The 24,869-nt window shown below is 46.7% G+C and carries 29 protein-coding genes and 1 riboswitch; of the genes, 6 read left to right on the top strand and 23 right to left on the bottom strand.

Features of this window, described 5'->3' with window-relative positions; genetic code table 11:
• Positions 1–3 precede the first annotated feature (3 nt).
• The 18 genes from cobM to ACMXYV_RS04760 all read right to left on the bottom strand — a co-directional run bounded on the left by cobM (position 4) and on the right by ACMXYV_RS04760 (position 16,193).
• Entirely contained in the window at positions 4–795 is a 792-nt protein-coding gene (gene cobM / locus ACMXYV_RS04845; protein WP_415890640.1) for a precorrin-4 C(11)-methyltransferase, read from the bottom strand.
• Between the two features lie 21 nt (positions 796–816).
• A complete protein-coding gene (locus ACMXYV_RS04840) occupies positions 817–978 on the bottom strand; it encodes a hypothetical protein (RefSeq protein WP_415890639.1) in 162 nt (53 codons plus the stop codon).
• 490 nt (positions 979–1,468) lie between these two features.
• Positions 1,469–2,245: a precorrin-3B C(17)-methyltransferase gene (cobJ, locus tag ACMXYV_RS04835; protein WP_415890638.1), complete on the bottom strand. Its 777-nt coding sequence runs from the start codon at positions 2,243–2,245 to the stop codon at positions 1,469–1,471.
• A gap of 7 nt (positions 2,246–2,252) precedes the next feature.
• Positions 2,253–3,011, bottom strand: coding sequence for a cobalt-precorrin 5A hydrolase (locus ACMXYV_RS04830; protein ID WP_415890637.1), 759 nt, complete (start codon positions 3,009–3,011; stop codon positions 2,253–2,255).
• Positions 3,012–3,120: 109 nt separating this feature from the next.
• Positions 3,121–3,846: a precorrin-2 C(20)-methyltransferase gene (cobI, locus tag ACMXYV_RS04825; protein WP_415890636.1), complete on the bottom strand. Its 726-nt coding sequence runs from the start codon at positions 3,844–3,846 to the stop codon at positions 3,121–3,123.
• Positions 3,843–5,105 carry a precorrin-6y C5,15-methyltransferase (decarboxylating) subunit CbiE gene (gene cbiE / locus ACMXYV_RS04820; RefSeq protein WP_415890635.1) on the bottom strand — a complete coding sequence of 421 codons (1,263 nt, stop codon included), beginning with the start codon at positions 5,103–5,105 and terminating at the stop codon, positions 3,843–3,845. Before cbiE ends, cobI begins: the two co-directional genes overlap by 4 nt.
• On the bottom strand, positions 5,105–5,746 hold the full coding sequence (locus ACMXYV_RS04815) for a precorrin-8X methylmutase (RefSeq protein WP_415890634.1): 642 nt from the start codon (positions 5,744–5,746) through the stop codon (positions 5,105–5,107). Before ACMXYV_RS04815 ends, cbiE begins: the two co-directional genes overlap by 1 nt.
• Before the next feature lie 18 nt (positions 5,747–5,764).
• The gene (locus tag ACMXYV_RS04810; RefSeq protein ID WP_415890633.1) at positions 5,765–6,535 is read right to left on the bottom strand and encodes a precorrin-6A/cobalt-precorrin-6A reductase; all 771 of its coding nucleotides are present in this window, start codon (positions 6,533–6,535) and stop codon (positions 5,765–5,767) included.
• The gene (locus ACMXYV_RS04805; RefSeq protein WP_415890632.1) at positions 6,532–7,665 is read right to left on the bottom strand and encodes a cobalt-precorrin-5B (C(1))-methyltransferase; all 1,134 of its coding nucleotides are present in this window, start codon (positions 7,663–7,665) and stop codon (positions 6,532–6,534) included. The genes ACMXYV_RS04810 and ACMXYV_RS04805 overlap by 4 nt, the downstream gene beginning before the upstream one ends.
• Before the next feature lie 4 nt (positions 7,666–7,669).
• On the bottom strand, positions 7,670–9,004 hold the full coding sequence (locus ACMXYV_RS04800) for a cobyrinate a,c-diamide synthase (protein WP_415890631.1): 1,335 nt from the start codon (positions 9,002–9,004) through the stop codon (positions 7,670–7,672).
• Positions 9,004–9,591, bottom strand: a complete 588-nt coding sequence (gene cobO, locus ACMXYV_RS04795) for a cob(I)yrinic acid a,c-diamide adenosyltransferase (RefSeq protein WP_415890630.1) — start codon at positions 9,589–9,591, stop codon at positions 9,004–9,006. The genes ACMXYV_RS04800 and cobO overlap by 1 nt, the downstream gene beginning before the upstream one ends.
• Positions 9,592–9,600: 9 nt before the next feature.
• Positions 9,601–11,268, bottom strand: coding sequence for an ATP-binding protein (locus tag ACMXYV_RS04790; protein WP_415890629.1), 1,668 nt, complete (start codon positions 11,266–11,268; stop codon positions 9,601–9,603).
• A 59-nt stretch (positions 11,269–11,327) separates the two neighbouring features.
• Entirely contained in the window at positions 11,328–12,707 is a 1,380-nt protein-coding gene (locus ACMXYV_RS04785; protein ID WP_415890628.1) for an MFS transporter, read from the bottom strand.
• Positions 12,707–13,399 carry an energy-coupling factor ABC transporter ATP-binding protein gene (locus ACMXYV_RS04780; protein ID WP_415890627.1) on the bottom strand — a complete coding sequence of 231 codons (693 nt, stop codon included), beginning with the start codon at positions 13,397–13,399 and terminating at the stop codon, positions 12,707–12,709. The genes ACMXYV_RS04785 and ACMXYV_RS04780 overlap by 1 nt, the downstream gene beginning before the upstream one ends.
• Positions 13,396–14,178, bottom strand: a complete 783-nt coding sequence (cbiQ, locus tag ACMXYV_RS04775; protein WP_415890626.1) for a cobalt ECF transporter T component CbiQ — start codon at positions 14,176–14,178, stop codon at positions 13,396–13,398. Before cbiQ ends, ACMXYV_RS04780 begins: the two co-directional genes overlap by 4 nt.
• Positions 14,162–14,764, bottom strand: a complete 603-nt coding sequence (locus ACMXYV_RS04770) for a hypothetical protein (protein ID WP_415890625.1) — start codon at positions 14,762–14,764, stop codon at positions 14,162–14,164. The genes cbiQ and ACMXYV_RS04770 overlap by 17 nt, the downstream gene beginning before the upstream one ends.
• Positions 14,757–15,377 carry a cobalt transporter CbiM gene (gene cbiM, locus ACMXYV_RS04765; protein ID WP_415890624.1) on the bottom strand — a complete coding sequence of 207 codons (621 nt, stop codon included), beginning with the start codon at positions 15,375–15,377 and terminating at the stop codon, positions 14,757–14,759. Before cbiM ends, ACMXYV_RS04770 begins: the two co-directional genes overlap by 8 nt.
• 15 nt (positions 15,378–15,392) lie before the next feature.
• Positions 15,393–16,193, bottom strand: a complete 801-nt coding sequence (locus ACMXYV_RS04760) for a DUF4198 domain-containing protein (protein ID WP_415890623.1) — start codon at positions 16,191–16,193, stop codon at positions 15,393–15,395.
• Positions 16,194–16,285: 92 nt separating this feature from the next.
• Positions 16,286–16,509, bottom strand: a riboswitch (cobalamin riboswitch).
• Positions 16,510–16,695: 186 nt separating this feature from the next.
• Here ACMXYV_RS04760 and ACMXYV_RS04755 point away from each other — a divergent pair.
• The gene (locus ACMXYV_RS04755; protein WP_415890622.1) at positions 16,696–17,391 is read left to right on the top strand and encodes a hypothetical protein; all 696 of its coding nucleotides are present in this window, start codon (positions 16,696–16,698) and stop codon (positions 17,389–17,391) included.
• 50 nt (positions 17,392–17,441) lie between these two features.
• Positions 17,442–17,852, top strand: coding sequence for an STAS/SEC14 domain-containing protein (locus ACMXYV_RS04750; RefSeq protein WP_415890621.1), 411 nt, complete (start codon positions 17,442–17,444; stop codon positions 17,850–17,852).
• Positions 17,853–17,923: 71 nt separating this feature from the next.
• Here ACMXYV_RS04750 and ACMXYV_RS04745 read toward each other — a convergent pair whose 3' ends face one another.
• The 3 genes from ACMXYV_RS04745 to ACMXYV_RS04735 form a co-directional block, all read right to left on the bottom strand.
• Positions 17,924–18,145, bottom strand: a complete 222-nt coding sequence (locus ACMXYV_RS04745) for a hypothetical protein (RefSeq protein ID WP_415890620.1) — start codon at positions 18,143–18,145, stop codon at positions 17,924–17,926.
• 124 nt (positions 18,146–18,269) lie between these two features.
• On the bottom strand, positions 18,270–19,643 hold the full coding sequence (locus ACMXYV_RS04740) for an alanine/glycine:cation symporter family protein (protein ID WP_415890619.1): 1,374 nt from the start codon (positions 19,641–19,643) through the stop codon (positions 18,270–18,272).
• 500 nt (positions 19,644–20,143) lie between these two features.
• Positions 20,144–20,638 (bottom strand): Lrp/AsnC ligand binding domain-containing protein, encoded by a 495-nt coding sequence (locus ACMXYV_RS04735; protein ID WP_415890618.1) that lies wholly within the window; start codon positions 20,636–20,638, stop codon positions 20,144–20,146.
• Positions 20,639–20,777: 139 nt separating this feature from the next.
• Here ACMXYV_RS04735 and ACMXYV_RS04730 point away from each other — a divergent pair, with 139 nt between their 5' ends.
• The 4 genes from ACMXYV_RS04730 to ACMXYV_RS04715 all read left to right on the top strand — a co-directional run bounded on the left by ACMXYV_RS04730 (position 20,778) and on the right by ACMXYV_RS04715 (position 23,989).
• Complete coding sequence (locus ACMXYV_RS04730) at positions 20,778–22,034, top strand: D-amino acid dehydrogenase (RefSeq protein ID WP_415890617.1); 1,257 nt, start codon at positions 20,778–20,780, stop codon at positions 22,032–22,034.
• A 98-nt stretch (positions 22,035–22,132) separates the two neighbouring features.
• On the top strand, positions 22,133–22,513 hold the full coding sequence (locus tag ACMXYV_RS04725; protein WP_415890616.1) for a Rid family detoxifying hydrolase: 381 nt from the start codon (positions 22,133–22,135) through the stop codon (positions 22,511–22,513).
• Between the two features lie 44 nt (positions 22,514–22,557).
• Positions 22,558–23,634, top strand: a complete 1,077-nt coding sequence (alr, locus tag ACMXYV_RS04720) for an alanine racemase (RefSeq protein WP_415890615.1) — start codon at positions 22,558–22,560, stop codon at positions 23,632–23,634.
• 7 nt (positions 23,635–23,641) lie between these two features.
• Positions 23,642–23,989, top strand: coding sequence for a RidA family protein (locus tag ACMXYV_RS04715; RefSeq protein ID WP_415890614.1), 348 nt, complete (start codon positions 23,642–23,644; stop codon positions 23,987–23,989).
• 64 nt (positions 23,990–24,053) lie between these two features.
• On the opposite strand, the gene ACMXYV_RS04710 is transcribed toward ACMXYV_RS04715, so the two are convergent.
• Both ACMXYV_RS04710 and sodN read right to left on the bottom strand, forming a co-directional pair.
• Positions 24,054–24,302, bottom strand: a complete 249-nt coding sequence (locus tag ACMXYV_RS04710; RefSeq protein WP_415890613.1) for a S24/S26 family peptidase — start codon at positions 24,300–24,302, stop codon at positions 24,054–24,056.
• A gap of 51 nt (positions 24,303–24,353) precedes the next feature.
• Positions 24,354–24,854, bottom strand: coding sequence for a superoxide dismutase, Ni (sodN, locus tag ACMXYV_RS04705; RefSeq protein WP_415890612.1), 501 nt, complete (start codon positions 24,852–24,854; stop codon positions 24,354–24,356).
• Positions 24,855–24,869 lie beyond the last annotated feature (15 nt).

Here is a 24,869-nt window from a genome sequence, read left to right as displayed (position 1 = left end):
CTGTTACTCTGTTGTCTCTTTTACAAGTTTTGCTTTGTGTTCTTTTTTACGGAAAACGTGAGCCTGATCCTTGTCGTACAGATAGGAATCGGCAAACTCATCGGTATCCAATACGTGACCTACCAGAATTAATGACGTACGGGTAAAGCCCTTTTCACGGACTTTAGCGACAATATCACCCAAGGTTCCAATCACTTTGTCCTGATCTGGCCAAGAGCTGCGATAGCAAACGGCTACCGGGCAATCTTCGCCATAATGCGGAATCAGCTCTTCAACAATCTTATGGATGCGGGTTACACCCAAGTGGATCGCCAAGGTTGCACCACTCTGTGCAAGCTGAGGCAAACGTTCACGCTCAGGGAACGGCGTCTTGCCTTCATAACGGGTCATAATGATCGTCTGGGACACACCTGAAAGCGTCAACTCTTTCTTCAGGTAAGCCGCAGAAGCCGCAACCGCACTCACACCCGGAATAACTTCATAATCGATCCCTTCGGCTTCTAAACGGCGGATCTGTTCGCCGATAGCACCGTAGAGTGATGGATCACCACACTGCAGGCGGGCAACATCCTTACCCTCTTTATGCGCTTGAACGATATGATCGGTAATCTGATCTAGATCGATGGTAGCGGTATCGATGATCTTTTCCGCCTTACCCTCAACCGCTTCCAGTACTTCACGTGGAATCAGAGAACCAGCATAAAGCACCACCGGGCACTCCTGTAATACGCGATGCCCTTTCAGGGTCATTAGCTCAGGATCACCAGGACCTGCGCCGATAAAGTAGACTGTCATAACTTCTCTATAATCTGCCGTTTAACGCATAATTTGCGCTTTTAAAATTAGATTCCTGCCTTCGCAGGAATGACGACGAAGGTCTCTATAAACCTCGTCTTCCCAGCGAAGGCTGGGATCCATACTCGAAGGCTTACTTACTTCTTCGAGTGAATGCGCAATATGTATATCCACTCTTGTCATCAAATTCCTGCCTTCGCAGGAATGACGAAGAGGGTCTCTATAAACCTCGTCTTCTCAGCGTAGGCCGGGATCCATACTCGAAGGCTTACTAACTTCTTCGAGTGAATGCGCAATATGTATATCCACTCTTGTCATCAAATTCCTGCCTTCGCAGGAATGACGGCGAGGGTCTCTATAAACCTCGTCTTCTCAGTGTAGGCCAGGATCCATACTCGAAGGCTTACTAACTTCTTCGAGTGAATGCGCAATATGTATATCCACTCTTGTCATCAAATTCCTGCCTTCGCAGGAATAACGGCGAGGGTCTCTATAAACCTCGCCTTTCCAGCGAAGACTGGGATCCATATTCGAAGGCTTACTAACTTCTTCGAGTGAATGCGCAATATGTATATCCACTCTTGTCATCAAATTCCTGCCTTCGCAGGAATGACAGCGAGGGTCTCTATAAACCTCGTCTTCCCAGCGAAGGCTGGGATCCATATTCGCAGGCTTACAATTTCTTAGAATAGCCTCGCGGGGTATAAACCCACTCTTTCGAGCCATTGACGATATGGCGAGATTCGCTGTTACCTACGCTTACTAATGTGAACATATCCACATCTTTAGCATCCAGCTCACCTAGGGTAATAATACGGATCGACTCATCTTCACGAGTTAACTGACGGCCAAGTAACACTGGCGTTTCCGCAGGTCGATATTGCAACAAGATGTCGCGGGCATGATTCAGCTGCCAATCGCGCTTTTTGGATACGGGGTTGTAGAAAGAGATTACAAAGTCCCCCGTACCCGCACTGTGGATACGTTTCTCGATCGTTTCCCAAGGGGTTAACAGATCCGAAAGCGAGACCGTACAGAAGTCATGGCCCAACATCGCACCAACACGGCTGGCACCCGCCTGCATTGCCGAGATACCTGGGATCACTTCGATATCTACATCTAGCCATTCAGGATGATCTTCTTTGCCCTGTAGCTGTTGATCCAGCAGCTCAAATACCAATGTCGCCATGGCATAGATACCGATATCGCCGCTGGAGATCAGCGCAGTGGTTTTGCCGCTTGCCGCCAGATCTAACGCTAAACGCGCGCGACCGATCTCTTCGCCTAAAGGCAGATCATGGTGCTGTTTGTTATCACAAACATCGCCCAACAGATCTAGATATAGACCGTACGCGACTAGATCGGAGCTTGCTTTGATCGCTTCCAAAGCTTTTGGCGCTACAAGCTGCGCATCACCCGGGCCTGTGCCCACTACAAATAGTTTTGACATTAATTATTCATCTGCCGTTATAGCTTCTCGCAATTGCGCAAGTCGCTTTCTTCGTTTTCTGTTTATTCAAGACCAGCTCAGGCTGCTGCCCAGTCTGCTGCTTGGCACTCAATAGGGCTGCTGATTCAGCTACGCCATAAACACCTACTGTGTTGAACACATACTCAGATCGAGTACTCAGTAATGGCTCCATCTCAGATAACTGGTTTTTATCCCAAGTCTGATAAGGCTTATCGAGGTTTTCAGCCAACTGAATTAAGCCAACCTCGTCTGCTTTGATATCGATGCTGCTGATAGAACTGACCTGATCTAAAACCAAACCCGACTGTTGCAGACATTCCATCAGCAAACGTTCCAATTCATCCACAGGGCAACCACGTTCACAGCCCATACCGACGCTATAAACTGGATTTAGGTAGCCATTCGCGGTGGTTATCACCGGCTGTGCATTTAACAGCTTAGAAACCTCTAAAGCCCAGTTATTCGCTCCACCTTCGTGACCTGATAACAGCGGAATCACAAACTGTCCTTGCTCATCGATCACGAGTACGGGCGGGTCTTGATATTTATCCTGTAGCACCGGCGCTAAACTGCGCATAACAATGCCAGTGGCACAGATAAAGATCAGTCGCTCACCATTTTTAAAAAAGCCCTGAACTTGCTCCGCAAAAGGTTTCGGTTTATACGCCACATCGGCTTCAATCGAGGATCTAAGACGCTCAGCGAGACTCTTGCCCGCTTCTGTCAGCGCAATAATCTTTGTCATAACAAAAAACCGACTAGCCAAGTCTCGGCCAGGGGCTGGCCTCCTACATCAGCATCCAATGAACTTGTAGGAGCCCACCCTGTGGGCGATGCCATATCGGCTAGATAATTCATCGGCTCACCCTCTCACTACGGGTAATCACAAACAACGAAAAGTAAGGGCCCGCTTCGGCTTCCAGCTCACTAATATCGTTCACAATGCGTTGATTATCACGGCCGATATATTCCAAATACTGAGCATCTTCAGTGCGTCCGCTCTCAGCCAGTAATTTAAGTAAACGAGGGCGCGCCTGACCCGCTTTCATAATCACCAGCGAATCATTTTGTTTAAGTGCGGCAAGAATCTGTTCATCAGTATGGCGACCGCTTACTACGCAAAACATCTCTTTCAGCATGGTAAGCGGATGAACTAGAGTGGCTGCGGCGGCATTTACCGAGGTAATGCCCGGTACAACTTCGCAAGTGAAACGATCTTGTAAACGCTCTAATAGATAGCTGAATGAGCCGAAGAACAGGGGATCACCTTCACACAGGAAGATCACATCTAAGCCCTGCTCTAGCTGTTCAGCGATGGCCGTTGCGCCCTGATCATAAGCTTCGTTCGCTTTATTACGATCCGTCGACATCGGCATATAGATCGGAATACCCGATTGCGCTGTTGTTGCTGAATAGATGGCATCGGACGCGATGTTCTTCGCTTGTGATTCGCCTTTATCATTCACCAGATAGCTGATCACATCAGCGCTCTGGATTAGACGCCATGCTTTAACCGTAAGTAGCTCTGGATCGCCTGGGCCAACACCAACACCTATAAAACGGCCTTTCACCAGATTCATACCGAAGCTCCAACTTTTACAAACTTAAACAAATTCACCGGTAAATTCGGTCGATACATCAACTGCCCTGCTAAAGTTTCGCCACGGCTAACAGACACTTGAGTGGTTTCCAATTGGCTATCTTCAGCTAAAGAGCGCTCTTGCCAGAACTGCATCAGTAGCTGTTTGGTATTTTCAGTTACCGCACTGGCTACCAGCACACCACCCAAGGGCAGTAACGCCCATACTTGGGCAAGCAACTGTGGCAATTCACCATCACTTCCGCCAATAAATACTTTGTTTGGCGAAGCTAACCCTTCCAATGCTTCAGGCGCGCGCCCTTCAACAATTTTAAGATTGCTTACTACACCAAAACGCTGACGATTCGCTTCTAAGCAACTTAGGCGATCTGGGTGATGCTCTATCGCTTGTACTGTCGCTAACGGCTGCCAATAAGCAAGCTCAACCGCTACGCCACCACAACCAGCACCTATATCCCAAACCTGATCATCACGGCTTAACTGCATCAACGAGAGAATCGTAAGTCTGACCTCGCGTTTACTAATCATCCCTTTACCCGGTTTATCTGTATCAGTAATAAAGTGCTGATCAGGAATACCCGGAAACTCAGGTAGGTAACCTTGATTTGAACCCGGTTCAATAAGGGTCAGATGCAGTGGATCAAACTCATGGTCGTTTACTAATAGCTCCGATGCAGAGAAACGGCGAATCTGCTCATCTGGATAACCTAAGGTTTCCAATACGGTCAGCTGTGCTTGTGGAAAACCTGACTCAATACAATGTTGAGCAAGCACCTGAGGATAACTTTTACTGTCCGTCAGGATCAGCAACGACTGGTTCTGGCGTAAACGTGTTTTCAGCTTCTCGACCGGACGACCGTGCAGGCTTAATGCTTCTAGATCCTGCAGGGCCAGACCCAAACGGTGGCAGGCCATCTGTAAGCTCGAAACCGCAGGATAGAATCTCAAATCCGACTGAGAGAAATGGCGGCTAAACCAACGACCGATGCCATAAAACAGTGGGTCACCTGAGGCTAGAATCATTACTGATTTGTCTTCAGCAATAACGCCTTCAACCAATGGTTTTAGCTCAGCTAGTTTTGGAAGTTCCGTGGTAGCTTTATCCGATGGCATCAGTGCTTTGATGGTCGCCAACTGACGCTCAGAACCTATCACCAGATCAACTTGCGCTAAAGCCTGCTGCGCATCTGAGGAGAGTTCAGCAAGGTGAGAAACACCCAAACCAACTACGTGGATCATTAGTAAAACTCCCCACGATTACAGCGCAGTAGCGCATTACAGCTCGCGGCTGATACTGCACTACCACCCTGACGACCGAGCAGCGTTATACACTCAATACCTAACTGCTCGTGAACATCCCACAATGCTTGTTTGGACTCAGCGGCACCGACAAAACCCACCGGCATACCGATAATCAACGCCGGTTTATCTGCACCCTGTTCGATCATCTCTAACAAACGAAACAACGCCGTAGGCGCATTACCAATCACCACGACACTGCCGGCCAATGAATCACGCCATAGTTCTACCGCAGCCATAGAACGAGTTTCGCCCGTTTGTTTTGCCAAATCTGCGGTACGTGGGTCATTCAGATAACAGCTAGGTAAACGCTGAATCATTCGTTTAGTGATTCCCTGACGTACCATCTCGACATCACAGAGAATTTCACACTCCTGGGACAGCGCAGCCATACCTGCTTCACAAGCATTTTTACTGAAGCGCACCTGTTCCGCTAACTCAGGCATACCTAAGCTGTGCACAATACGCATCACAACCTGCTGTTGCTCACGGTCGAAATGACTTAGCTCAGTTAGCTCGCGAATCTGTCGAAAGCTATCTTTCTCTATCGCCTGTGGATTAATTTCGTACTCAAACGCCACGCTGTTTCTTACCTATTATCATCTAGACTCGTTAACTAGTGTTCTGACGGCTTCTACACAACCGTCTATCTCTCGGAATATCCGATCCGCTTCTGGTAGCTCTGGGCGCTCTAACATAAACACATCTACGCCCAACTCTCTGGCAGCACTCAACTTGGCTTCTGTTGCTGCGCCGCCACTGTTTTTACTGATCAGCAGATCAATCTGATGTTTTTCTAACAGTGCCTTTTCATCCTGATGATTAAACGGCCCAATCGCTTTTAACCATTGCATGCTTTGCGGTAATTCAGCTTGTGCAGGAGCCGCTGTGCGGAACACCTGATTCTGTCCATTACGTTGTGCATAAACGCTAAACAGATCGATCACTGCTTGGGATAACTGTCCTGCCGTTAAAAGCACCGACTTATAGTTTTCTGCAGCCGCAACCAGTGATTGCATATCCGCAAAGCTACGCCACTTATCGCCCAGCTGCGCTTGCCAAGCTTCGCGGTGGAAACGCCAACAAGGGATGCCAAGCTGTTTAGCAGCATCCACCGCAGTAGTGCTCATCGTTTCAGCAAAAGGATGGGTCACATCTAGAAGAAGACCAATCTGCTCCTCTTTTAGATAAGTCTCCAATCCACCGTATTGGCTAAAACCACCCGAGATCACTTCGCAAGGTAGCTGCGGAATTCTCACCAATCCTGCCACGCTATAGATCACGCGGTTATCACCTGATAGTCCTTGCTGATCTAAGCCTTTAACCACTTTTCGTGCATCCGATGTGCCACCAAGAATCAGGATATTCATTTCGATATCTCCGACATCGCCAGCCCTTGAGCATGCCCCACAAAGTTGCCTTTTCGATCCGTGGCCCACACTTCAATCTCAACCTGAGGTTGAGTTTTATGCACTACCCCTTCTGCAACCAGCAACGCCTGTGTACAAACCGCTTGTGCCAGATCGATCTCGGCTTCCTGACAGAGTTTCAGTACCTCCATACTGGTATTAGCATTGTGGATCTTTTCCAACAACGGTGCATTAGCACCCAGCTTCTCAGCCAACTTCGCCATATGTTGAAAATCGATGCTCGAGCTGCGGCTATTCAGATCCATATGACCGTTCGCCAGTTTGGTCATCTTGCCAAAGCCGCCACAAATACTGAGTTTTGCTACTGGCTCTTTGCGCAGATGTTTAAGCAAAGCCCCAACAAAGTCGCCCATCTCAATCAGAGCCATATCATCCAAGTTGTAGTGCGCTTTGATCGCAGCTTCGCTGGTACTGCCCGTCGTTGCTGCCAAGTGCTTAGTTCCATTGGCTTTGGCAACATCCACCCCTTGGCGAATCGATGCGATATAAGCAGCACAAGAGTATGGACGGACAATGCCTGTTGTCCCTAAAATCGATAAACCACCGATAATCCCTAGGCGTGGATTCATGGTCTTAAGGGCGATCTGTTCGCCCTTTTCCACGCCCACAGCAACCTCAAAACCGCCTTCGTAGCCATAAACATCAGCGGCTTTTTGTAGATGCTCGGTCATCATCTTGCGTGGTACAGGATTGATCGCAGGCTCACCTACTTCGAGTACTAAACCTTCACGCGTCACTGTGCCCACGCCTTCTGCGGGTTTAAATACCACACCCGGTTCTTTAGTCAGTCGAAGCTCAACAAAGACCGTTGCACCATGGGTGACATCAGGATCATCACCGGCATCTTTAATGGTTGCGGTGCGAATACCCTGCTCATCTTCTAGCGGTTGATAAGCGATGATCTCCAGCTCTACCAACTGCCCACGAGGTAGCAAGACCTCAACGTTTTCTGGCTGTTTACCTGCCAACAAGGCCTGTGAAGCAGCCACACAACACGCAGTCGCACAGCAACCGGTGGTTAAACCGCTGCGCAACTCAGGCTGTTGATTTTCGCTACTCTCAGGCCACACGTTCTTATCTACCCTCTAGATTTCCACTAAAGATCGCAGCGATCGCTTCTGGGTTAGATGCAAAAAACAGGTGTAGATAACTCGCCGTTAATCCTTTCTCTCGGTAGATCGCTTCGCCCGGTGCTGGGTGACGCTGGCGACGGCCATGTCCTACCGGTTCCGGTGTATCAGAACTACGCGAACGATGATGAGCATGCGCCTGAACCTCTCCTTCAGGTAACATCGCCGTTTGCATACCTTGGCAACCGCGTTTACCGCGCATAGCACCATGGCCTTTCATTATTCCAGCCATGGGACGGCAGTTATCTTCTAGATCGGTAAGATCTTCAAGACAGTAGAGGAAGCCGCCACACTCAGCCAAAATCGGTTTACCTGCTGAGTGGAACTCACGGATCTGCGCCTGCATGGTTTGATTGTCCGATAGCTCCTGTGCATGCAGTTCTGGATATCCACCCGGTAACCATAAGCTATCCGCTTCGGGTAGTTCAGTATCATGTAGTGGTGAGAAGAACTTAAGCTCTGCTCCCATCTGCTCTAGTAAACGCAAATTAGCATCGTAGATAAAACTAAACGCTTCATCCTTTGCAATCGCTATGCGCTTACCGTCAAGTAACGGCTCGACCTGAGGCAACTCTGCACTAAAAAACTCTACTGGTTCAGGCAAGTTAGTAATCTGATTGACTGTCTCTAACGGGCCTTTTATCCACTCAGCACCTAAACCAAAACGTTGCTCTAACTCGTCATAGACTTCAACAGCCTGCACTAAACCTAAGTGACGTTCAGGTAAGGCAACCTCCGGATCACGCGCTAATGTAGCTAGCAGAGGTAAAGTTTCAGGGAGTGCATCACGAATCAGTTGAGCATGGCGCTCAGTACCACAGTTATTGGCGATTAAACCGGCAACCGAAATATCAGAACGATAGTTAGCTAAGCCCATCGCAATTGCCGCAGCGGTTTGCGCCATGCCTTTAACATTCATAACGATGGCAACAGGGATATTAAAACGCGCGGCTAAGTCTGCACTGGAAGGTTCGCCATCAAACATGCCCATAGCGCCTTCAACCAAAATCAGATCGGCTGTTTTTGCTGCTTCATAGAGTTTTTGCTGGCAGTAGTTTTCGCCGGCCATCCACAGATCAAGCTGCTCGACATCCTGACCACTCGCCTGCGCTAAGATCTGTGGATCGAGATAATCAGGGCCGGTTTTGAATACACGAACCACTTTGCCCTGATCACGGAAATAACGTGCCAGCGCTGCTGTGATCGTGGTTTTACCTTCACCCGAACTTGGTGCTGTTAGAAACAGCGCGGGGCAAAGTACAGATTGCTGTTCGGCCATTAGAATTCGATCCCAGCTTGCGCTTTGACTCCAAGACGGAAAGCATGGCGTTCATCACGAATACTGCTGATCGTATCAGCAATCTCTTCTAAACCTTCTGGCATAACACGACCGGTAATCATGACGTTCTGATTCTTCGGACGACTCTGTAAAGCTTCGATAACCGGCTCTAGCGGCAGATATTTGTATTTGAACATATAGCTCAGTTCATCAAATACCAGCATCTCGTAGCTATCATCTTTCAGGTATTGCTCGGCTAGGGCCCAAGCTTTCTTCGCCGCTTCTATGTCCTGAGTTTTATCCTGCGTTTCCCAGGTAAAACCATGGCCCATAACATTCCAGTCGATCAGCTCATGATCACGGAACAGTTTATATTCACCGGTCTCAGTACGGCCTTTTACAAACTGGATAACCGCCGCTTTTTTACCATGGCCCACACAACGTGCCATAGTGCCAAACGCCGAGCTACTCTTACCTTTACCGTTACCTTTTAGCAGGATAAGTACACCGCGCTCTTCAGTGGCTTGGGCGATACGCTTATCGATCACCTCTTTCTTTTTCGCCATGCGTTCCTGATGCGTTTTCATATCGGGTTCTTATGCTCCAGATAAAGATAGGTAAGTTGCATTTAATTCATTGGCGAAACGACGGCCTTTGCCTCGTTTCACTTGGCTGAGTTCGGTATCGATCCAGATCAGATCGCCACCTAAATCAATGCCATTTAAAGAGCTACTGCTGCGTCCATCGCTTAATACATAGATAGCGACATCAAGCTCAGGCTGTTGTTTGCGCAACTGCTGTAGATAGCTTCGCGCTTCAACAAAGGCTTCGCGCATAGGTGTGCCACCACCGGCACCGAGTTGATCTAACCAACTACGCAGTTCTTTCGGCGCCCTAATTCTAGAAAGCAGGTTTTTAACCTCGGTATTGCCAAATCCAAACAGAGCGATCTGTTCACGATTCAGATACGCTTGCTCAGAGATCTGCAGCACAGCAGCTTTTGCATAAGCAAAACCTTGTGCCTGCAAAGTGGAAGCTGAAGTATCTAACAAGACCAGATGTAAACGATCTGAACTCTTGCCCTGCTTCTTAAACTGCAGCGCCTTCGGAGGCCAGTTAGGTAGGCTGCTAATCAAGGTTTTAAACCAGTCAGGACGACTGCTCTGTTCTGATGTTTGCTTAATGCCCTGCTTCTCGTGGTTGTGAGTCATCAGATCAGGAAGGTCTATTGCCGTTTTCTCAGCCGTCTTTTGTTGTTGCGGCTTCATAGCACCCCACTCACCTTCGCCTGACTGTTGGCGATGACTATCATCAGGGCGTTTAAAGCCTTGCTGATCTTGCTTAGGCGGTGTTGGCGGTTGCTGCGGAGGATTCTGCTCAGGCGTAACCTTACGGCGATGCGCTAAAACCAACTCTTCTACTGCATCGATATTCTGTTTTGTCACTTCCGCTTGCTGATTAAGCGCCGCATGGGTTAACGCTGCTCGGTACCAAACAATATCAGCACGCAAGCCATCTACCTGCGCTTGAGCACATCGTTCAGCAATATCTAAACGCAGATCATCAGAGCAGGTGACTGTTTGTAGCTTTTCACGAGCCGCTAAAATCTGATCAACCAGTTCAGTTTGCTGAGCAGCATATTCAGCAATAAAAGCTACAGGATTGCGATCAAACTGCTCGCGACGTTTTACGATCTCGACCCGCTCAAGCGGCGCATACTGGTTACTCAGGTTGACCGAAAAGCCAAAGCGATCGTGTAACTGTGGGCGCAACTCCCCCTCATCGGGGTTCATTGTGCCAACCAATAGAAACTCAGAACGGTGGCTATGGCTTATGCCATCACGCTCAACGCGGTTAACGCCAGAGGTAGAAACATCTAACAATAGATCAACAAGGTTATCAGGTAGCAGGTTGACCTCATCAACATAAAGCACTCCACCATGAGCTTTGCTCAATAGACCAGGGCTGAACTGCATCTTCTTATCGTTCAACACCTGTTCTAGATCCAGCGTACCCAACAGCATCTCTTCGCTAGCACCTAAGGGTAGCGTCACGAACTCAGCCGCGACTAGATCATCCCCTTCCGCTTGAAGGTGATCGGGTAAAAGATCCGCCATACCACGCGCAAGTGTAGATTTTGCACTACCACGCGGACCACTGATCACCACCCCACCGATAGCTGGGTTGATCGCTGTAAGTATCAAAGCAAGCTTAAACTGCGCCTGCCCGCATACCGCTGTAAATGGAAAATGAGGCTTACTCATTCTGCTACCTATTAAACGTTTCTATATCTAGCAACTAGCTGCTAGCCACTCACATCTGATTATTGCTTAGGCCAGTGGGCATGATGTTCATCTATTACATATTTATGTTTATGCTTCTGCTTCGGATGATAATGGGGATGCACATGTGGTTCCGGCCCCTCCCATCCTTCGTGTTCGTGCTGATGATGTTCATCATGTACATGTGGATGAAGATGATCCATCTCTGGATGCTCATGCCATAAGTCATGCTGATCATCTGTTTTCCATACTATCATTGCCGCAATCAACGCTACTGCGGCCAGCGCAGCTAAACCAAGAAAAGCACCGTCCATACCCAATCGGCTACCTAGCCATCCAGCAAGCAGATAACCTAACAACCACATACCATGAGTCAGAGCAAAATTCGCTGAGAAATAATCGTTTCGATCACTTTCTTGGCAGGAGTTTCTGACTACTCGCCCGGTTGGAATAAGGATCAAACTTGTACCAACACCGATCACAAACCAGATTGGGAATAACCCCCAATACCCTGGACCACTTAACCCTACTAACAGAGCCATAACCAACAATCCAGCACCGATAAACATAACCGGGCGATCATGCACACTCTCAAGCAGTTTAGGCAAGATAAACGCTGCTATCATTGAGCCTACGCCCGCAGCTAACATTAATAGTGGAACCTGCTCTTCGGATAAACCCAACACTGCTCGCACATAAACAACCGTGTTCACAATGATCATTGCACCTGCTGCGGAGAGCGCTAGATTGAGTAACAGCACCGCCTGTAAGCGCGGCGTTTTCAGATAACTACGAACCCCAAAGCTAACCTTTTTCCACACCCCACCACTACGATCACTCACAGTATTTGCTGGAACAACCGCGAGTAAAAGAAACAACGCTGCGATAACAAAACCAACAGCATTCAACTCGAACAACAAGGCATAGCTAGTAAACACTAATAAGAAAGCCGCTAATGCTGGGCTCAATAAGCTCTCCATCTCCATCGCTAAACGCGATAAAGATAGCGCTCGGGTATATTCTTTTTCATCGGGCAATACATCGGGCAATAACGCCTGATAGACCGGGGTGTAACCTGCGGCCATCGCATTAAGCAGAAACATCAACACAAACAGCTGCCACGCTTCCTGACAGAACGGCATTAACACCACCAGCGCTGCTCGACCAATATTCAGCCCAGCCAACCATCTCTTTCGTGGTAGCTTACTGGCATAACCACCCACAACGGGCGCCACACAAAGATAAGCGACCATTTTGATTGCTAGGGCTACACCTAAGACCCAGCCAGCATCTCTAGGATTTAGATCAAACGCCAACAGCGCCAAAGCAACCGTAGTCAGCCCTGTACCCACCAGCGAAACTAATTGGCCAAGAAAAAGCCAACGAAACGCAGGATTACAAAGGGGCTGAAAAATTTCCATTAAGCGCTTTCCAACTGCGGCTCAGCAACAGTTACAGCATTAAGTTTTGCATCTTTTAATCGCACTTCACGAGTGGCCAATTGGGCAATAAAATCTGAATCATGGGAGATGATGATCATTGCTTGCGGTAAGTCAAGCAGCGTATCAATCAGCCTTTGACGCGCTTCCGTATCTAAGGCATTACTCGGCTCATCCAGCAACAGCACTTCGGGCTCCATGGCTAATACCGAAGCCAGTGTTATCATGCGTTTTTCACCGCCAGACAGCTGGTGAGTAATACGCTCTTCAAAGCCTTCCATACCTAACGAAGCTAAAGTGTCACTGGCTATCCTTAGTGCTTCTTCACGGCTTTTGCCAAGGTTTAGCGGACCGAACGCGACATCTTCCAAAACCGTTGGGCAGAACAACTGATCATCCGGATCTTGAAATAAGAAGCCAGCACGCGCACGTACATCGATGAATTGCTTTTCTTCGCAACGGGTTTCGCCAAAGGCCCAGATTTCACCGGCTTTGGCTTTCTTCAAGCCCACCAATAGATGCAATAAGGTAGTTTTACCCGCACCGTTAGGGCCGGTTAATGCCACTCGCTCCCCTGCATGAAGGGCAAAATCGACGTTATCTAACACCACTCCACGACGTGGATAGCGATAACTTAAACCGGTTACTTTAATTAGTGCGTTTTGCTCACTCATAAGAAATTCAATCCGGTCAAAATGCAAAGGAAAGGCACAAACACCGCTAAGAAGCGGTAATCTTCACTACCCAAGCGCATATCATCAAACAGGTAAAACTGGCCTTTGTAACCACGGCACTTCATTGCATCCATAATCCGCTCGGAGCGTTCTAATGAATGTACGAGCAACATGCCAATTAGGTAACCAATCGAACGCCAGGTATGCATATCGGTACGAAGCACAAAGGCGCGGGCCTGCATGGCTCTACGCATCCTTTTGTACTCTTGTCCGATCACTTCAAGATAACGCACCGTGAACAGCATGAGGTGTACAAGTTTATCGGGGACTCGAAGGTGCGCTAATGCATGACCTAGCGTGGTAGCACTTATCGTTCCTACCAATGCAAGCAATGCCAATACCACAGCATGTGCCTTCAATAGAATCATAAGGGCATGAAAAAAACCCTCTTTACTTGCTGATAAGCCAAACAAGGTGAACCAGGTTTCTCCGGGGGTGGTAAAAGGCAGTAAGATGATCAAGAAGATCATAAACATATCCATCGCGATCACACGGCGAAGGGTACGTTTAACATTTAACTGAGCGAGTACCGCCAACATAAAGCCAGTGACAACAGCTGTGGTTAAGACAAAGAAGTTGTGTGAAAGCACTGTCGCAAACGCAAACAGTGTCACTAAGATAACGCGCATGCGTGGATCAAGACGATCAATTATCGATTGATCGTGTTTAACCTTCTGCCCCTTCCATGAGGTGCCGCTATGCTCAAGAAACTGAGGCATGTTCCTTTTCCTGCTGCTTCTCTTTCTGACGTTGACGCCACCAGATGCCTAAACCACAAAGTCCAAAGATATAACCGATACCACCAATCACATCTTGAAGACCCGCTTTCTCTTTATAGGCAGCCAATTCCTGACGCAATGGTTTAACCTGTTTTGCTACCGCTTTTTCGATCAACGCCTGCAACGCTGCTTGATCACCATTAAACTGTGGAATTTCACCACTATTGCCCGAAGCACTCATTGCGACATTACCGCCGGGTAAACTATCTGGCAGTTCATCAGCTGGTAGGGAGATTTCAAGCACATGACCCGCACTCAGGTTGGCAAAGAAATGGTGATCAATTCGTTGCTGAGCCGAAAATACAAACAAGCCATCAGCGTCAGTTACAGTCTTACCGAGTTCATTACCAGCCGCATCAGATACGATAATTTCCGTACCCTCTTGAGCCATATCACCATTAGAAAAGCCAACTTCACCTTCTATCGTGTTACCAATAGCGTAAACACCACCGACAACATTATGGGCATGTGCACCTGAAGAAATCAGGGCAAATAGGAATACAAGTGGCGCTAATAACTTAGCCATAAGCGCGTTCCTCATCGAGACCAAAGACTTCAGGCTTCACCTTACGAATCAGCAACACAGCTGCCGCAGTGACAAAGCCCTCTACGATCATGACCGGAATATGCGCAACAAAGGTCGCTTTAGCTGCGAGCAAGAAAGCCTCGCCCGAAAGCATTAACGAAAATGCCACCATAATCGTGGTTATCACAATCGAACCTGCGCCACCGATAGCGCCCCACGTTGCTGCCACTTTAGGTGACGGCGAACCAATTCCATGTCGGCAGAGGTAATACACCAACACCGCAGGCAGCGCGATATTGACCGCATTTACGCCCAAAACAAGGAACCCACCAAAACCAAAGAACACCGCCTGTAGAAACAGGGCAACTAAAAGCGCTGGAAAAGCGGCCCAACCTAGCGCTAAGCCGATCAATCCATTCAGGATAAGATGCACACTGGAGAAACCAATAGGCAAGTGTATATAAGAAGCGATAAAAAAGGCGGCTGAGAGTACACCTACTTGAGGAAGATGATCATAATCCATCTTCTTCAAACCTAAGGCTACCCCAGCAACTGTCAAAGCAGCACCCGTTGCTAATACCGAACCCGACAAAGCGCCATCTACAATGTGCATCTTGGTGTACCTAAATTATTTAACTGGGTGAGCCTGAACCCAAATTACTGCATCTTGGGAAAGTTCTTTACCTTTATGTTCTTTGTCAGAACCTACACCCAATGCACAAAAGCCCCACTGACCGGCTTTAGGGATACCAAAAGTAAAGGTACCGTTCGCGTCAGCAAAGATCGTCATAGTGATGAAAGCATCGGCAGGCGCTTCCATATTAGCCTCTTTTGCGAAAGCGTTAGCTTTCATATCAGGCTCATAGTTTACGTATTCCACTTCAATCTCAGCAAATGGAACTGGCTTACCTTCGCTTTTCACAACACCGGTAAACGTTCCACCTTCGTAAATAGCGTAAGGCTTAGTCAAAGGAACGATCTCAGCTTTCAAACCAAAATCTTCATTCCAATCTGTTGGCAAGCTACCCACGTTAACAATAGATTTAGTGATCTGCTGAATATAGATATCTTCAGATTCTTCAAAATAAGGTGCCATTTTGTGAACAAATACGTAGTCACCTAGACCGCGTAGCTTCACATCAGCTTCGAAAGACGTACCAGTGTTATCAGCGCTGGTCCACTGAGATGGTTTAACAGAGTCGAGTAACTCTGTCTTCTTACCTTTTTTGATTACATAGAACTGTTCAGGCGCTTCAACCTTCATCACATGACCACTTTCCGCAGGGTGGGTAAATGGCATTTTGAGGTTGATCTGACCACCACGCTCACGCAGTAATTCTGGCGTATAAACCATTTGGAAGTGAGCTGATGCAATAGAAGAATAGAGCGCAGCGCCTGCTGCTACTGAAAACGCAATTTTTTTAAGCACAAAAAATCTCCAACATGAAATATTGTCGGAGTTGGGAGGATAAGTATGTTTAGACAAACCAAACAATTACTCGGTGAAGCCCTCCGCAACACCACGGTAAACAACTATTAGGCTGGTATCCGGACTCATCAGCGAAGGGATATACCTTCAATCAACTTACCTTCCCATATCCTAGATACAGTGGCATAAAAGCTGATATAACCAATTTACCGTTGCGGGGGCAGTGTTGGGATCGCTATTGAATCCTGGCTCATAAGCTCACCAACTTCCCGGGCTATCAAAATTGCTACCCATGACCTCATTTGGGCATCAATTTCAGCCTGTACAAATGTACGACCTAATAAGCGCACAACTCTACCCGCCATACCCCTTATTTGCAATTGAGTTCTATTCCAGTGGTCATGAATAACGTAAATATATAAATCCCAACTACACTGGGTTTAAGCACCTTCTTTTCGGAACTAAAGATAACAACTCCAAGTATTAAAGAGGGCTCCATATTATGTTTGCGCTTAAATCCTCCGTTCTCATTGCAGTAATTGCCCTACTAATCGGCTTTTCCGTACAGACAAAAGCCGACTGGTACGCCAGTTTTTCTACCGAGTACCAGCCAGAAGCCCAAAGTGGACACTACGCCTACAAACCCTTTCTGCAATACAGCGAAGGCAATTTTGGGACTTATCTTGAGTACATTTACGTACCTAGAAACGGGATTGATAATGGTCAAAATCTAACTTGGCAGGTTGAATACACCTGGCAGCTAGATGAAAGCAGCATTATTAAACTAGTGCATGAATTTGATCGCACTATAGACAGCGATACCAATAGCGCCGAACTTACTCCCATGTACTACATCACGTTGGGCAATGGCTTAAAGGCAGGATTTGAACTTGAGATCGATTACTACCTCGACGGTGATTTTGATATCTATGAGATCGAGATTGAACCCACACTTAAATGGAGCCAAAGCCTAGGCGAAGGAAAACTCAACTTAGAGTTAGAAGCGCCTACTATGCGTCTTTATAGCAATGATAATTCGGTTAAAGATTTTGAATTCGAAGAGGTGCTCCCCATTATCGGCTACGATCACCCTCTTTCTAAAAACTTAACCTTGCATACCCTGCTAGAACTTCCCTACGACCTTCAGGAAGATGATTTCGACACTATAATCACAATAGGGCTTGGAGTTACCTTCTAGCCCTATTTGCCTTTATAATCCGTTTTTTTGATCCGGATAAGGCATCTTCCATGCTCTATGTACTTCCTGAAACAACAGGCGACATCATCGTCCTGCAAGCGAATGACACTCTGACAGCAAGCGATTACACCGAAACATTCCTGCCACTGTTTGAGCATGTAAAGAACACGCATCCTGAAGTTCGTCTGCTAGTTACTTTTGCTCCAGATTTTTCAGGTTTTGAAGCCGGTGCATTATGGGAAGATCTAAAATTCGGCACGAAACACGCAAGCGATTTTTACCGTATCGCGATCGTTGGTGATCCTAAATGGACCGAGTGGATGACCAAAGTGGGCGATCTGCTTACTCAAGGCGAGATGCGCCACTATCGAATGACCCAACTGCTCGAAGCGCTTCGTTGGATTAACGATGAAGATGAAGACGACGAGGAAGAAGAAATGCTATATCCGTTCGGCGGATAAGAAAACAGCTTAAACAATTAGGGCCATCTCATGATGGCCCTTTTTTATTTCTAAGATCAGTTATATCCAAGTTAGTGCACCGTCAGCATGCCACTGGAAACCATTTGCGAATACAGGGCATCGCGCAGTTCTTGCGGCATATCTACAAAGTCCAGATTCCCGTACAAAAACACCTCTTCTAAATCTATTTCGATCACTTGGGTATCATCTGCAACCTCAGTTTGAGGCTTGGTATCATCTAATCCAGAGGCTTTTATAATTTTATATATGGTTTTGCCGTCTTTCTTTTCCATCTTGGCCTCACTTACTACATAGAACTACCAACACAGTATACGGCTGCAAAGCAAAAGCCAAACCCTATAAAGCAAAAGACCGGGCAATGCCCGGTCTTTTTAGTCACAAAATAAAGAGCCTGACTTATTTTGTTTCTAACGATGAAGCCACTTGAGCCTCAAAGTATTCGCGAGTCAACTTGAATACAACTGGGCTCAATAGCGCCAGAGCAATCAAGTTTGGAATAGCCATCATTGCGTTTAGTGTATCCGCTAGTAGCCATACGAAATCCAAGCTAATCAACGTACCTACAGGCACTGCGATGATCCAAAGGATACGGAAAGGCATAATTACTTTCACACCAAATAGGTATTCTGCACAACGCTCACCATAAACACTCCAACCTAGGATCGTTGTGAAAGCAAAGATCGCTAGAGAGATAGCAACAATGTAGTTACCCACACCTGGTAGCGCATCTGCGAAAGCGGCAGATGTTAGAGCTGCGCCTGATACACCGTCAGTCCAGACACCAGAAGTGATGATAACCAAGCCAGTGATAGAACAGATGATGATTGTATCTAGGAATGTACCTAGCATTGCGATTAGACCCTGACGAACTGGATCATTAGTTTGAGATGCTGCGTGAGCAATCGGAGCAGAACCAAGACCTGCTTCGTTAGAGAATACACCACGTGCCACACCGAACTGGATCGCAGCCCAAACAGCAGCACCGGCAAAACCACCTTCAGCAGCATGTTCAGTAAATGCATAAGTAAAAATAAGGTCTAGAGCAGCAGGGATTGCATCAACGTTAATTGTAAGAACAACTAGGCCTGCAACAAGGTAGCTAATTGCCATCAAAGGCACCAAAGCACCTGCTACCGCACCGATACGCTTAATACCACCCAACAATACAGCTGCAGTAAGCACCATCAAGATTACACCTGTAACCCATGCTGGCATCTGGAAGTTTGCTTCTAGAACATCAGCAACAGAGTTTGATTGAACTGTGTTACCAATACCGAAGCCTGCGATCATACCGAAAACCGCGAAAGTCGTACCCATCCAAGCCCATTTTTTACCTAGGCCATTTTTGATGTAGTACATTGGACCACCAACGTGGTTGCCATTCTCATCAACCTCACGATATTTCACCGCCAATACAGCTTCAGAGAACTTAGTCGCCATACCTACTAGCGCAGTACACCACATCCAGAACAGAGCACCTGGACCACCGAGGAATACAGCCGTAGCAACACCGGCAATATTACCTGTACCTACCGTTGCAGACATTGCTGTCATCAAGGCTTGGAAAGGTGAGATTTCACCAGAGCCTTTTTCGGATTCAGCCGTATTTCGGCCGCTCCACATTAATTTAAAACCAGTGCCCAATTTTAAAATTGGCATTAGTCTCAAACCTAGCTGTAGGAACAAACCTACACCTAAAATTAGTACCAGCATCATTGGACCCCAAACGATGCCGTTAACCGTACTTATAAATCCGGTCAATGCTTCCATTATGATTCCTCTATATTGTTTTTTTCTACGAGGGAAAATAACTGCTCAGTTATTTTTAATTTTTAGATAGCTCATTCCTTAAGGTGTTAAGCCTAAAGGTCTTATCAACACCTTAAACACAGCAATCTGCTCTTATTCTTTTCGCAGCGAGACGGGGTTAGTGTGCTCGCCTGGATCTTTGATACAGAGAAAATGCTTACACATCTGACTAAATATCAAACAACCTTATCCTGCCAAGGGTAAGTAGCCCAGCAGCCCCCGCCTCTTTGCTACGAATAGAACTGCGCACTACGATATTCCAAAGAAGCCAGAAAATGGCTTTGAATTAAAAATTTATACAGTGATAAAAACTGGATAAATGCATTTATGCAGCAAAAAACACTACTATGTGAATACAGGGGACTAATCAGGCCAGAAAATTGATGATAGGAGCATAAAAAAAGGCGCAAATCAGAACCCTGATATTGCACCTTCTATAGATACTGAAGAGAAGTTAAGCGTTAGCGATTAACATTGAACTTAATAGGCAGCTCAAGCGTTTCACGCACCTCTTCCATCACTATATAACTTTTAGAGTTCTTAACTCCTGGCAGAGTTAAAAGCATATCCCCTAAAAGAGCACGGTATTCGGACATGTCATTAATACGCGCCTTCAAAAGGTAGTCTGCATCACCCGAAACTAGATGACACTCTAATATATAAGGCAGTTCTTCAACCGCCTTATTAAACATCTGGAATGCATCAGGTGTTTGATAAGAAAGTGATATTTCTACAAATACCAACATATTGTAATCAAGCAACTGAGGATTTAAGCGGGCATAGTATCCTTCTATATAACCCTCTTTTTCCAAACGCTTTACACGCTCTATACAGGGAGTCGAACTTAAGCCAACTTTCTCTGCTAGATCAACGTAACTAATTCGCCCATCATTTTGTAAAGTACGCAAAATGCTTACATCTAAGCGATCTAGCGCACGCTTCTTACTATTTGTCATGCATTAATATCCACTATGAAAGTAAAATATGCAGGTTATTATTCTGTATTATAGCCGAACTTTAGCGCCTTACACTGGCAAAAACCAAATAAACTAGTGTTTTCTCATTAACATAAAAATACGAAAATGAGGTCACATTATGCAGGTACTGGTTTTAGGTGCAGGAGTGGTTGGCGTTACAAGCGCTTGGTATTTAGCCAAGGCTGGCCATCAGGTAACTATAATCGATCGACAGGTCGATGTCGCGTTAGAAACAAGCTACGCCAACGCTGGCCAGATATCTCCTGGTTACTCTGCTCCTTGGGCCGGACCCGGCATTCCCCTAAAAGCCGTTAAGTGGCTAATGCAAGATTTAGCGCCCTTTATGATCAGCGGACGCGATGTTGATACTCAAACTCTCGCGTGGATGACCAAAATGTTATCCAACTGCACAGAAAGCGCTTACCACACCAATAAAGCCCGTATGGTTCGCTTGGCTGAATACAGCCGCGATTGCTTTATCGATCTACGTAATGAGTTAAATATAGACTACGACCAGCGTACTCAAGGCACCTTGCAAGTGTTTAGAACGGATAAGCAGATGCAAGACGCTCAGAAAGATATCTCTGTTCTAGAAGAGAGTGGCGTAGATTTCCAAAGCTTAGATCGCGATGGCTGTATCGAATATGAACCTGCTCTAGCTAATGTTAAAGACAAGATCGTAGGCGGGCTTCGTCTACCAGGCGACGAAACAGGCGACTGCTTCAAGTTCACCAATGCCTTGGCTGATGAGTGCAAAAAAATGGGTGTCGAGTTCATCATGAAAACCGACATTCTGAATATAAACACTGAAGGCGATCAGGTTGTAAGTGTTTCCACTTCTCGCGGCACCATGACAGCGGATTCTTATCTTGTAGCACTGGGTAGCTACTCTACTCCTGTGCTTTCTAAGATCGGTCTAAAAGTGCCTGTATACCCAATTAAAGGTTACTCACTAACGCTGCCGATCATTGACGAAAGTAAAGCACCAACATCCACAGTGATGGATGAAACTTATAAAGTTGCGGTGACGCGTTTTGATGATCGTATCCGTGTAGGCGGTACTGCGGAGATCGCTTCCTACAACAAAGAGCTGGAAGAGAAGCGTAAAGCCAATGTGGAGTTCGTTGTTAACGATCTATTCCCAGGCGGCGGCTGTACAGAAAGTGCTGAGTTCTGGACGGGCTTACGTCCAATGACGCCAGACGGCACACCAATTTTAGGTGAGACTCAATTTGAGAACCTATTCCTTAATACTGGTCACGGCACACTGGGCTGGACCATGTCGCTAGGCTCTGGCAAATACGTGTCTGACATCATCAGCAACACCGCTCCAGATATTGATAAAGAAGGCCTATCGCTCGCGCGCTACGCTTAAATACTTATCCCCCTATTACTAGTTTCGGAGAACCGGCGACTCCCACTGTCCGGTATCTCCTTTTTTATTACAGGCTCTTTTCTTTAAAGGAAACGAACATGCAAAAAGTTATTATCTCCACAGACAAAGCACCTGCTGCGATTGGCACTTATTCACAAGCAGTTAAAGCAGGCAACACTGTTTATATCTCTGGCCAGATCCCGTTGAACCCAGCAACAATGGAGATGGTAACTGATTCATTTGAAAGCCAAGCGGTTCAAGTTTTCGAAAACCTTAAAGCTGTTGCTGAGGCTGCTGGCGGTAACTTAAACGACTTCGTAAAGATCACTGTTTTGCTTTCCGACCTAGAATATTTCGCGCAAGTTAATGAAATCATGGCGAAATACTTTGAAGCCCCTTATCCTGCTCGTGCAGCTTATGCAGTAAAAGCGTTACCAAAAGACGCTGACATAGAAATTGAAGCTGTTATGGTTGTATAAAACCAACCAAACGAAACTATCTGAACCAACAGTCCGGAGTGAGTATGGCTAGAGCAGCCACAGCAACCATTAACTTAGATGCTATTCGACATAACTATCGCTTAGCTAAATCTGCCGCCCCCGATCAGGGAGCATTAGCCATTATCAAGGCTGATGCCTACGGTCACGGCGCAGTTAAAGTTGCACAGGCCCTAGAAGATGAAGCCGATGGTTTTGGTGTTGCTTGTATCGAAGAAGCAGTAGAGCTTCGCGAAGCTGGCATCAACAAACCAATCCTTCTATTAGAAGGCTTCTTCTCAGCCGATGAACTGAACTATATCTCAGATAAAGAGCTATGGTGCGCTATTCATAGCGTGGAACAGATCGAAATTCTGGCTAAAGCAGCGATAGATAAACCTATTACCGCTTGGCTTAAAATGGATAGTGGCATGCACCGTTTAGGTGTTAAACCTGAAGATTATGCTGCCGCTTTTAAAAAGTTATCTCAGCTAGATCAAGTCAAAGATGTAGTGCTGATGAGTCACTTCTCATCTGCTGACGAGCCTGAGCTTTCTGCCACCCATGAGCAGATCCAACGCTTTGATGCGGTAGCCGCGACTTTAGATGCCGCAGTTAGCCTAGCTAACTCTGCGGGAACTCTCGCGCATGAAGATGCCCGCAGAGATTGGCAGCGTCCCGGCATTATGCTCTACGGCGCAACACCATTTGCTAAGTCACAACCACTTGCCGATCAACTGCAACCAGCGATGACCCTTAGCTCTGAAGTAATCGCCGTTCGTGAGCTTGAGGTAGGCGAACCCGTTGGCTATAGCCAAACCTGGAGATGCAGCCGCCCGAGTAAGATCGGTACTGTTGCGATCGGCTATGCCGATGGTTATCCGCGCCATGCTAAAAGTGGCACACCAGTTTTAGTAGATGGCCATAAAACACAGATTGTTGGTCGCGTTTCGATGGACATGCTGGCTGTAGATCTGACGGATATCCCAGCAGCTAATGTTGGCAGCCATGTGGAACTTTGGGGAGAAAACCTTCCTGCTACTGAGATAGCCAAGTGCAGCGACACTATCCCTTACACCCTATTTACCGGCATTACCCGCCGCGTACATAAGAAATATATTTGAGAACACAATGAGTATTGAACGTATTGAATCTACAGATCGCATGAGCCGTATTGTTAAGCATAACGGTACCGTTTACCTATGCGGTCAAACTGCTGGCGAAGCACAGTGGGACATTGCAGAACAGACACAGCGATGCCTAGACAAGGTTGATGATCTACTAGCTAAAGCTGGCAGCAGCCGTAATCAGATCCTTTCTGTAACGATTTATATCCGTGATATGAAAGACTTCGCAGCAATGAACGCTGTATGGGACGCATGGGTTGCTGACGTAGAAAAACCAGCACGTGCATGTGTTGAAGCGCGTATGGCCCGCCCAGAAATTTTAGTAGAGCTATCTGTAACAGCTGCCTACTAATTAAAAAAGGGGATCAGATGATCCCCAATATTCGCCAGACATGTCTCTACTCTAGCTGTGGTCGCTATTTTGTTATTTTAAAGATCACCTTGCCGTACAAACTATCTAAGCTAATCCAGCCCATCTGCTCAGAAGATAAACTCGTCGGGTTATCCCCTTCCAACAAATAACGTCCGTCTAGGTCTATAGCTGCCACCCGTTTAATCATTCTTTTATATTCGGGATGATCACACACAACCAAATCGCCAACATTGATACGCTTTAATCTTCGCCATACACAAACGAAGTCTCCAGCGCTTAATGTAGGAAACATACTATCTCCAACGATTTTGACGATGTTTAGCATTCGATAACCTAGTCTGTTTTAACCTAATTTTGGATAAGTAACCTGTTCTGCAGGCGGATAAGGACAAGTCGCCGTAAAAGTCTCTACGCCCTTGGTTTTCCAGAAGGCTGCTGCAAATGTATTTACGCGATTCAGAAGATCCACTGCAGCTTCACGATCGATGTTTTGTTTAACTTTTGATGCCTGCAGCATAATACCGTGTACTTGATCATGAGCATCTGGAATCTGTTCAAATTGTGGGGCTTTAAAGTAGTCACCCCAAATCACTCGCACTTCTTCTTTCACTTGTAGTGCATGCTTTTCTTTTTCAGAAACCAAACGCGCTAATTGTGCTTGTTGAGCCAAGGTTAGAGGCTCACCCGTATCTAGTTCGGTAATGAGATCGACCATACGAATAACGGTTAATGCCGTAATTTGTGCCGTCGCAGGGTCATAAATCTTACAAGGGATATCACAGTGAGCTTTAGCAGTCGTAAACGCTAACTTGTTATCCATTGCACTCAAAATCTTGTGAAGCATGGCACTTATCTCCTT

Source organism: Neptuniibacter sp. SY11_33 (assembly GCF_047778025.1).
Lineage (GTDB): Bacteria > Pseudomonadota > Gammaproteobacteria > Pseudomonadales > Balneatricaceae > Neptuniibacter.
Note: the sequence above shows the minus strand (reverse complement) of the source record. Positions and strands in the feature narration are given on the sequence as shown.

Excerpts from the sequence above, each read along its gene's own strand:
- cobM (WP_415890640.1), bottom strand. The coding sequence starts at position 795 with ATGACAGTCTACTTTATCGGCGCAGGTCCTGGTGATCCTGAGCTAATG.
- ACMXYV_RS04750 (WP_415890621.1), top strand. The coding sequence starts at position 17,442 with ATGCTCTATGTACTTCCTGAAACAACAGGCGACATCATCGTCCTGCAA.
- alr (WP_415890615.1), top strand. The coding sequence starts at position 22,558 with ATGGCTAGAGCAGCCACAGCAACCATTAACTTAGATGCTATTCGACAT.
- ACMXYV_RS04800 (WP_415890631.1), bottom strand. The coding sequence starts at position 9,004 with ATGGCCGAACAGCAATCTGTACTTTGCCCCGCGCTGTTTCTAACAGCA.
- ACMXYV_RS04840 (WP_415890639.1), bottom strand. The coding sequence starts at position 978 with ATGACAAGAGTGGATATACATATTGCGCATTCACTCGAAGAAGTAAGT.
- ACMXYV_RS04830 (WP_415890637.1), bottom strand. The coding sequence starts at position 3,011 with ATGACAAAGATTATTGCGCTGACAGAAGCGGGCAAGAGTCTCGCTGAG.
- ACMXYV_RS04735 (WP_415890618.1), bottom strand. The coding sequence starts at position 20,638 with ATGACAAATAGTAAGAAGCGTGCGCTAGATCGCTTAGATGTAAGCATT.
- ACMXYV_RS04755 (WP_415890622.1), top strand. The coding sequence starts at position 16,696 with ATGTTTGCGCTTAAATCCTCCGTTCTCATTGCAGTAATTGCCCTACTA.
- ACMXYV_RS04780 (WP_415890627.1), bottom strand. The coding sequence starts at position 13,399 with ATGAGTGAGCAAAACGCACTAATTAAAGTAACCGGTTTAAGTTATCGC.
- cbiE (WP_415890635.1), bottom strand. The coding sequence starts at position 5,105 with ATGATCCACGTAGTTGGTTTGGGTGTTTCTCACCTTGCTGAACTCTCC.
- cbiQ (WP_415890626.1), bottom strand. The coding sequence starts at position 14,178 with ATGCCTCAGTTTCTTGAGCATAGCGGCACCTCATGGAAGGGGCAGAAG.
- ACMXYV_RS04810 (WP_415890633.1), bottom strand. The coding sequence starts at position 6,535 with ATGAATATCCTGATTCTTGGTGGCACATCGGATGCACGAAAAGTGGTT.
- ACMXYV_RS04745 (WP_415890620.1), bottom strand. The coding sequence starts at position 18,145 with ATGGAAAAGAAAGACGGCAAAACCATATATAAAATTATAAAAGCCTCT.
- cobJ (WP_415890638.1), bottom strand. The coding sequence starts at position 2,245 with ATGTCAAAACTATTTGTAGTGGGCACAGGCCCGGGTGATGCGCAGCTT.
- ACMXYV_RS04730 (WP_415890617.1), top strand. The coding sequence starts at position 20,778 with ATGCAGGTACTGGTTTTAGGTGCAGGAGTGGTTGGCGTTACAAGCGCT.
- ACMXYV_RS04790 (WP_415890629.1), bottom strand. The coding sequence starts at position 11,268 with ATGAGTAAGCCTCATTTTCCATTTACAGCGGTATGCGGGCAGGCGCAG.
- ACMXYV_RS04725 (WP_415890616.1), top strand. The coding sequence starts at position 22,133 with ATGCAAAAAGTTATTATCTCCACAGACAAAGCACCTGCTGCGATTGGC.
- ACMXYV_RS04710 (WP_415890613.1), bottom strand. The coding sequence starts at position 24,302 with ATGTTTCCTACATTAAGCGCTGGAGACTTCGTTTGTGTATGGCGAAGA.
- ACMXYV_RS04715 (WP_415890614.1), top strand. The coding sequence starts at position 23,642 with ATGAGTATTGAACGTATTGAATCTACAGATCGCATGAGCCGTATTGTT.
- cobI (WP_415890636.1), bottom strand. The coding sequence starts at position 3,846 with ATGAATCTGGTGAAAGGCCGTTTTATAGGTGTTGGTGTTGGCCCAGGC.
- ACMXYV_RS04785 (WP_415890628.1), bottom strand. The coding sequence starts at position 12,707 with ATGGAAATTTTTCAGCCCCTTTGTAATCCTGCGTTTCGTTGGCTTTTT.
- cobO (WP_415890630.1), bottom strand. The coding sequence starts at position 9,591 with ATGAAAACGCATCAGGAACGCATGGCGAAAAAGAAAGAGGTGATCGAT.
- cbiM (WP_415890624.1), bottom strand. The coding sequence starts at position 15,377 with ATGCACATTGTAGATGGCGCTTTGTCGGGTTCGGTATTAGCAACGGGT.
- ACMXYV_RS04770 (WP_415890625.1), bottom strand. The coding sequence starts at position 14,764 with ATGGCTAAGTTATTAGCGCCACTTGTATTCCTATTTGCCCTGATTTCT.
- sodN (WP_415890612.1), bottom strand. The coding sequence starts at position 24,854 with ATGCTTCACAAGATTTTGAGTGCAATGGATAACAAGTTAGCGTTTACG.
- ACMXYV_RS04740 (WP_415890619.1), bottom strand. The coding sequence starts at position 19,643 with ATGGAAGCATTGACCGGATTTATAAGTACGGTTAACGGCATCGTTTGG.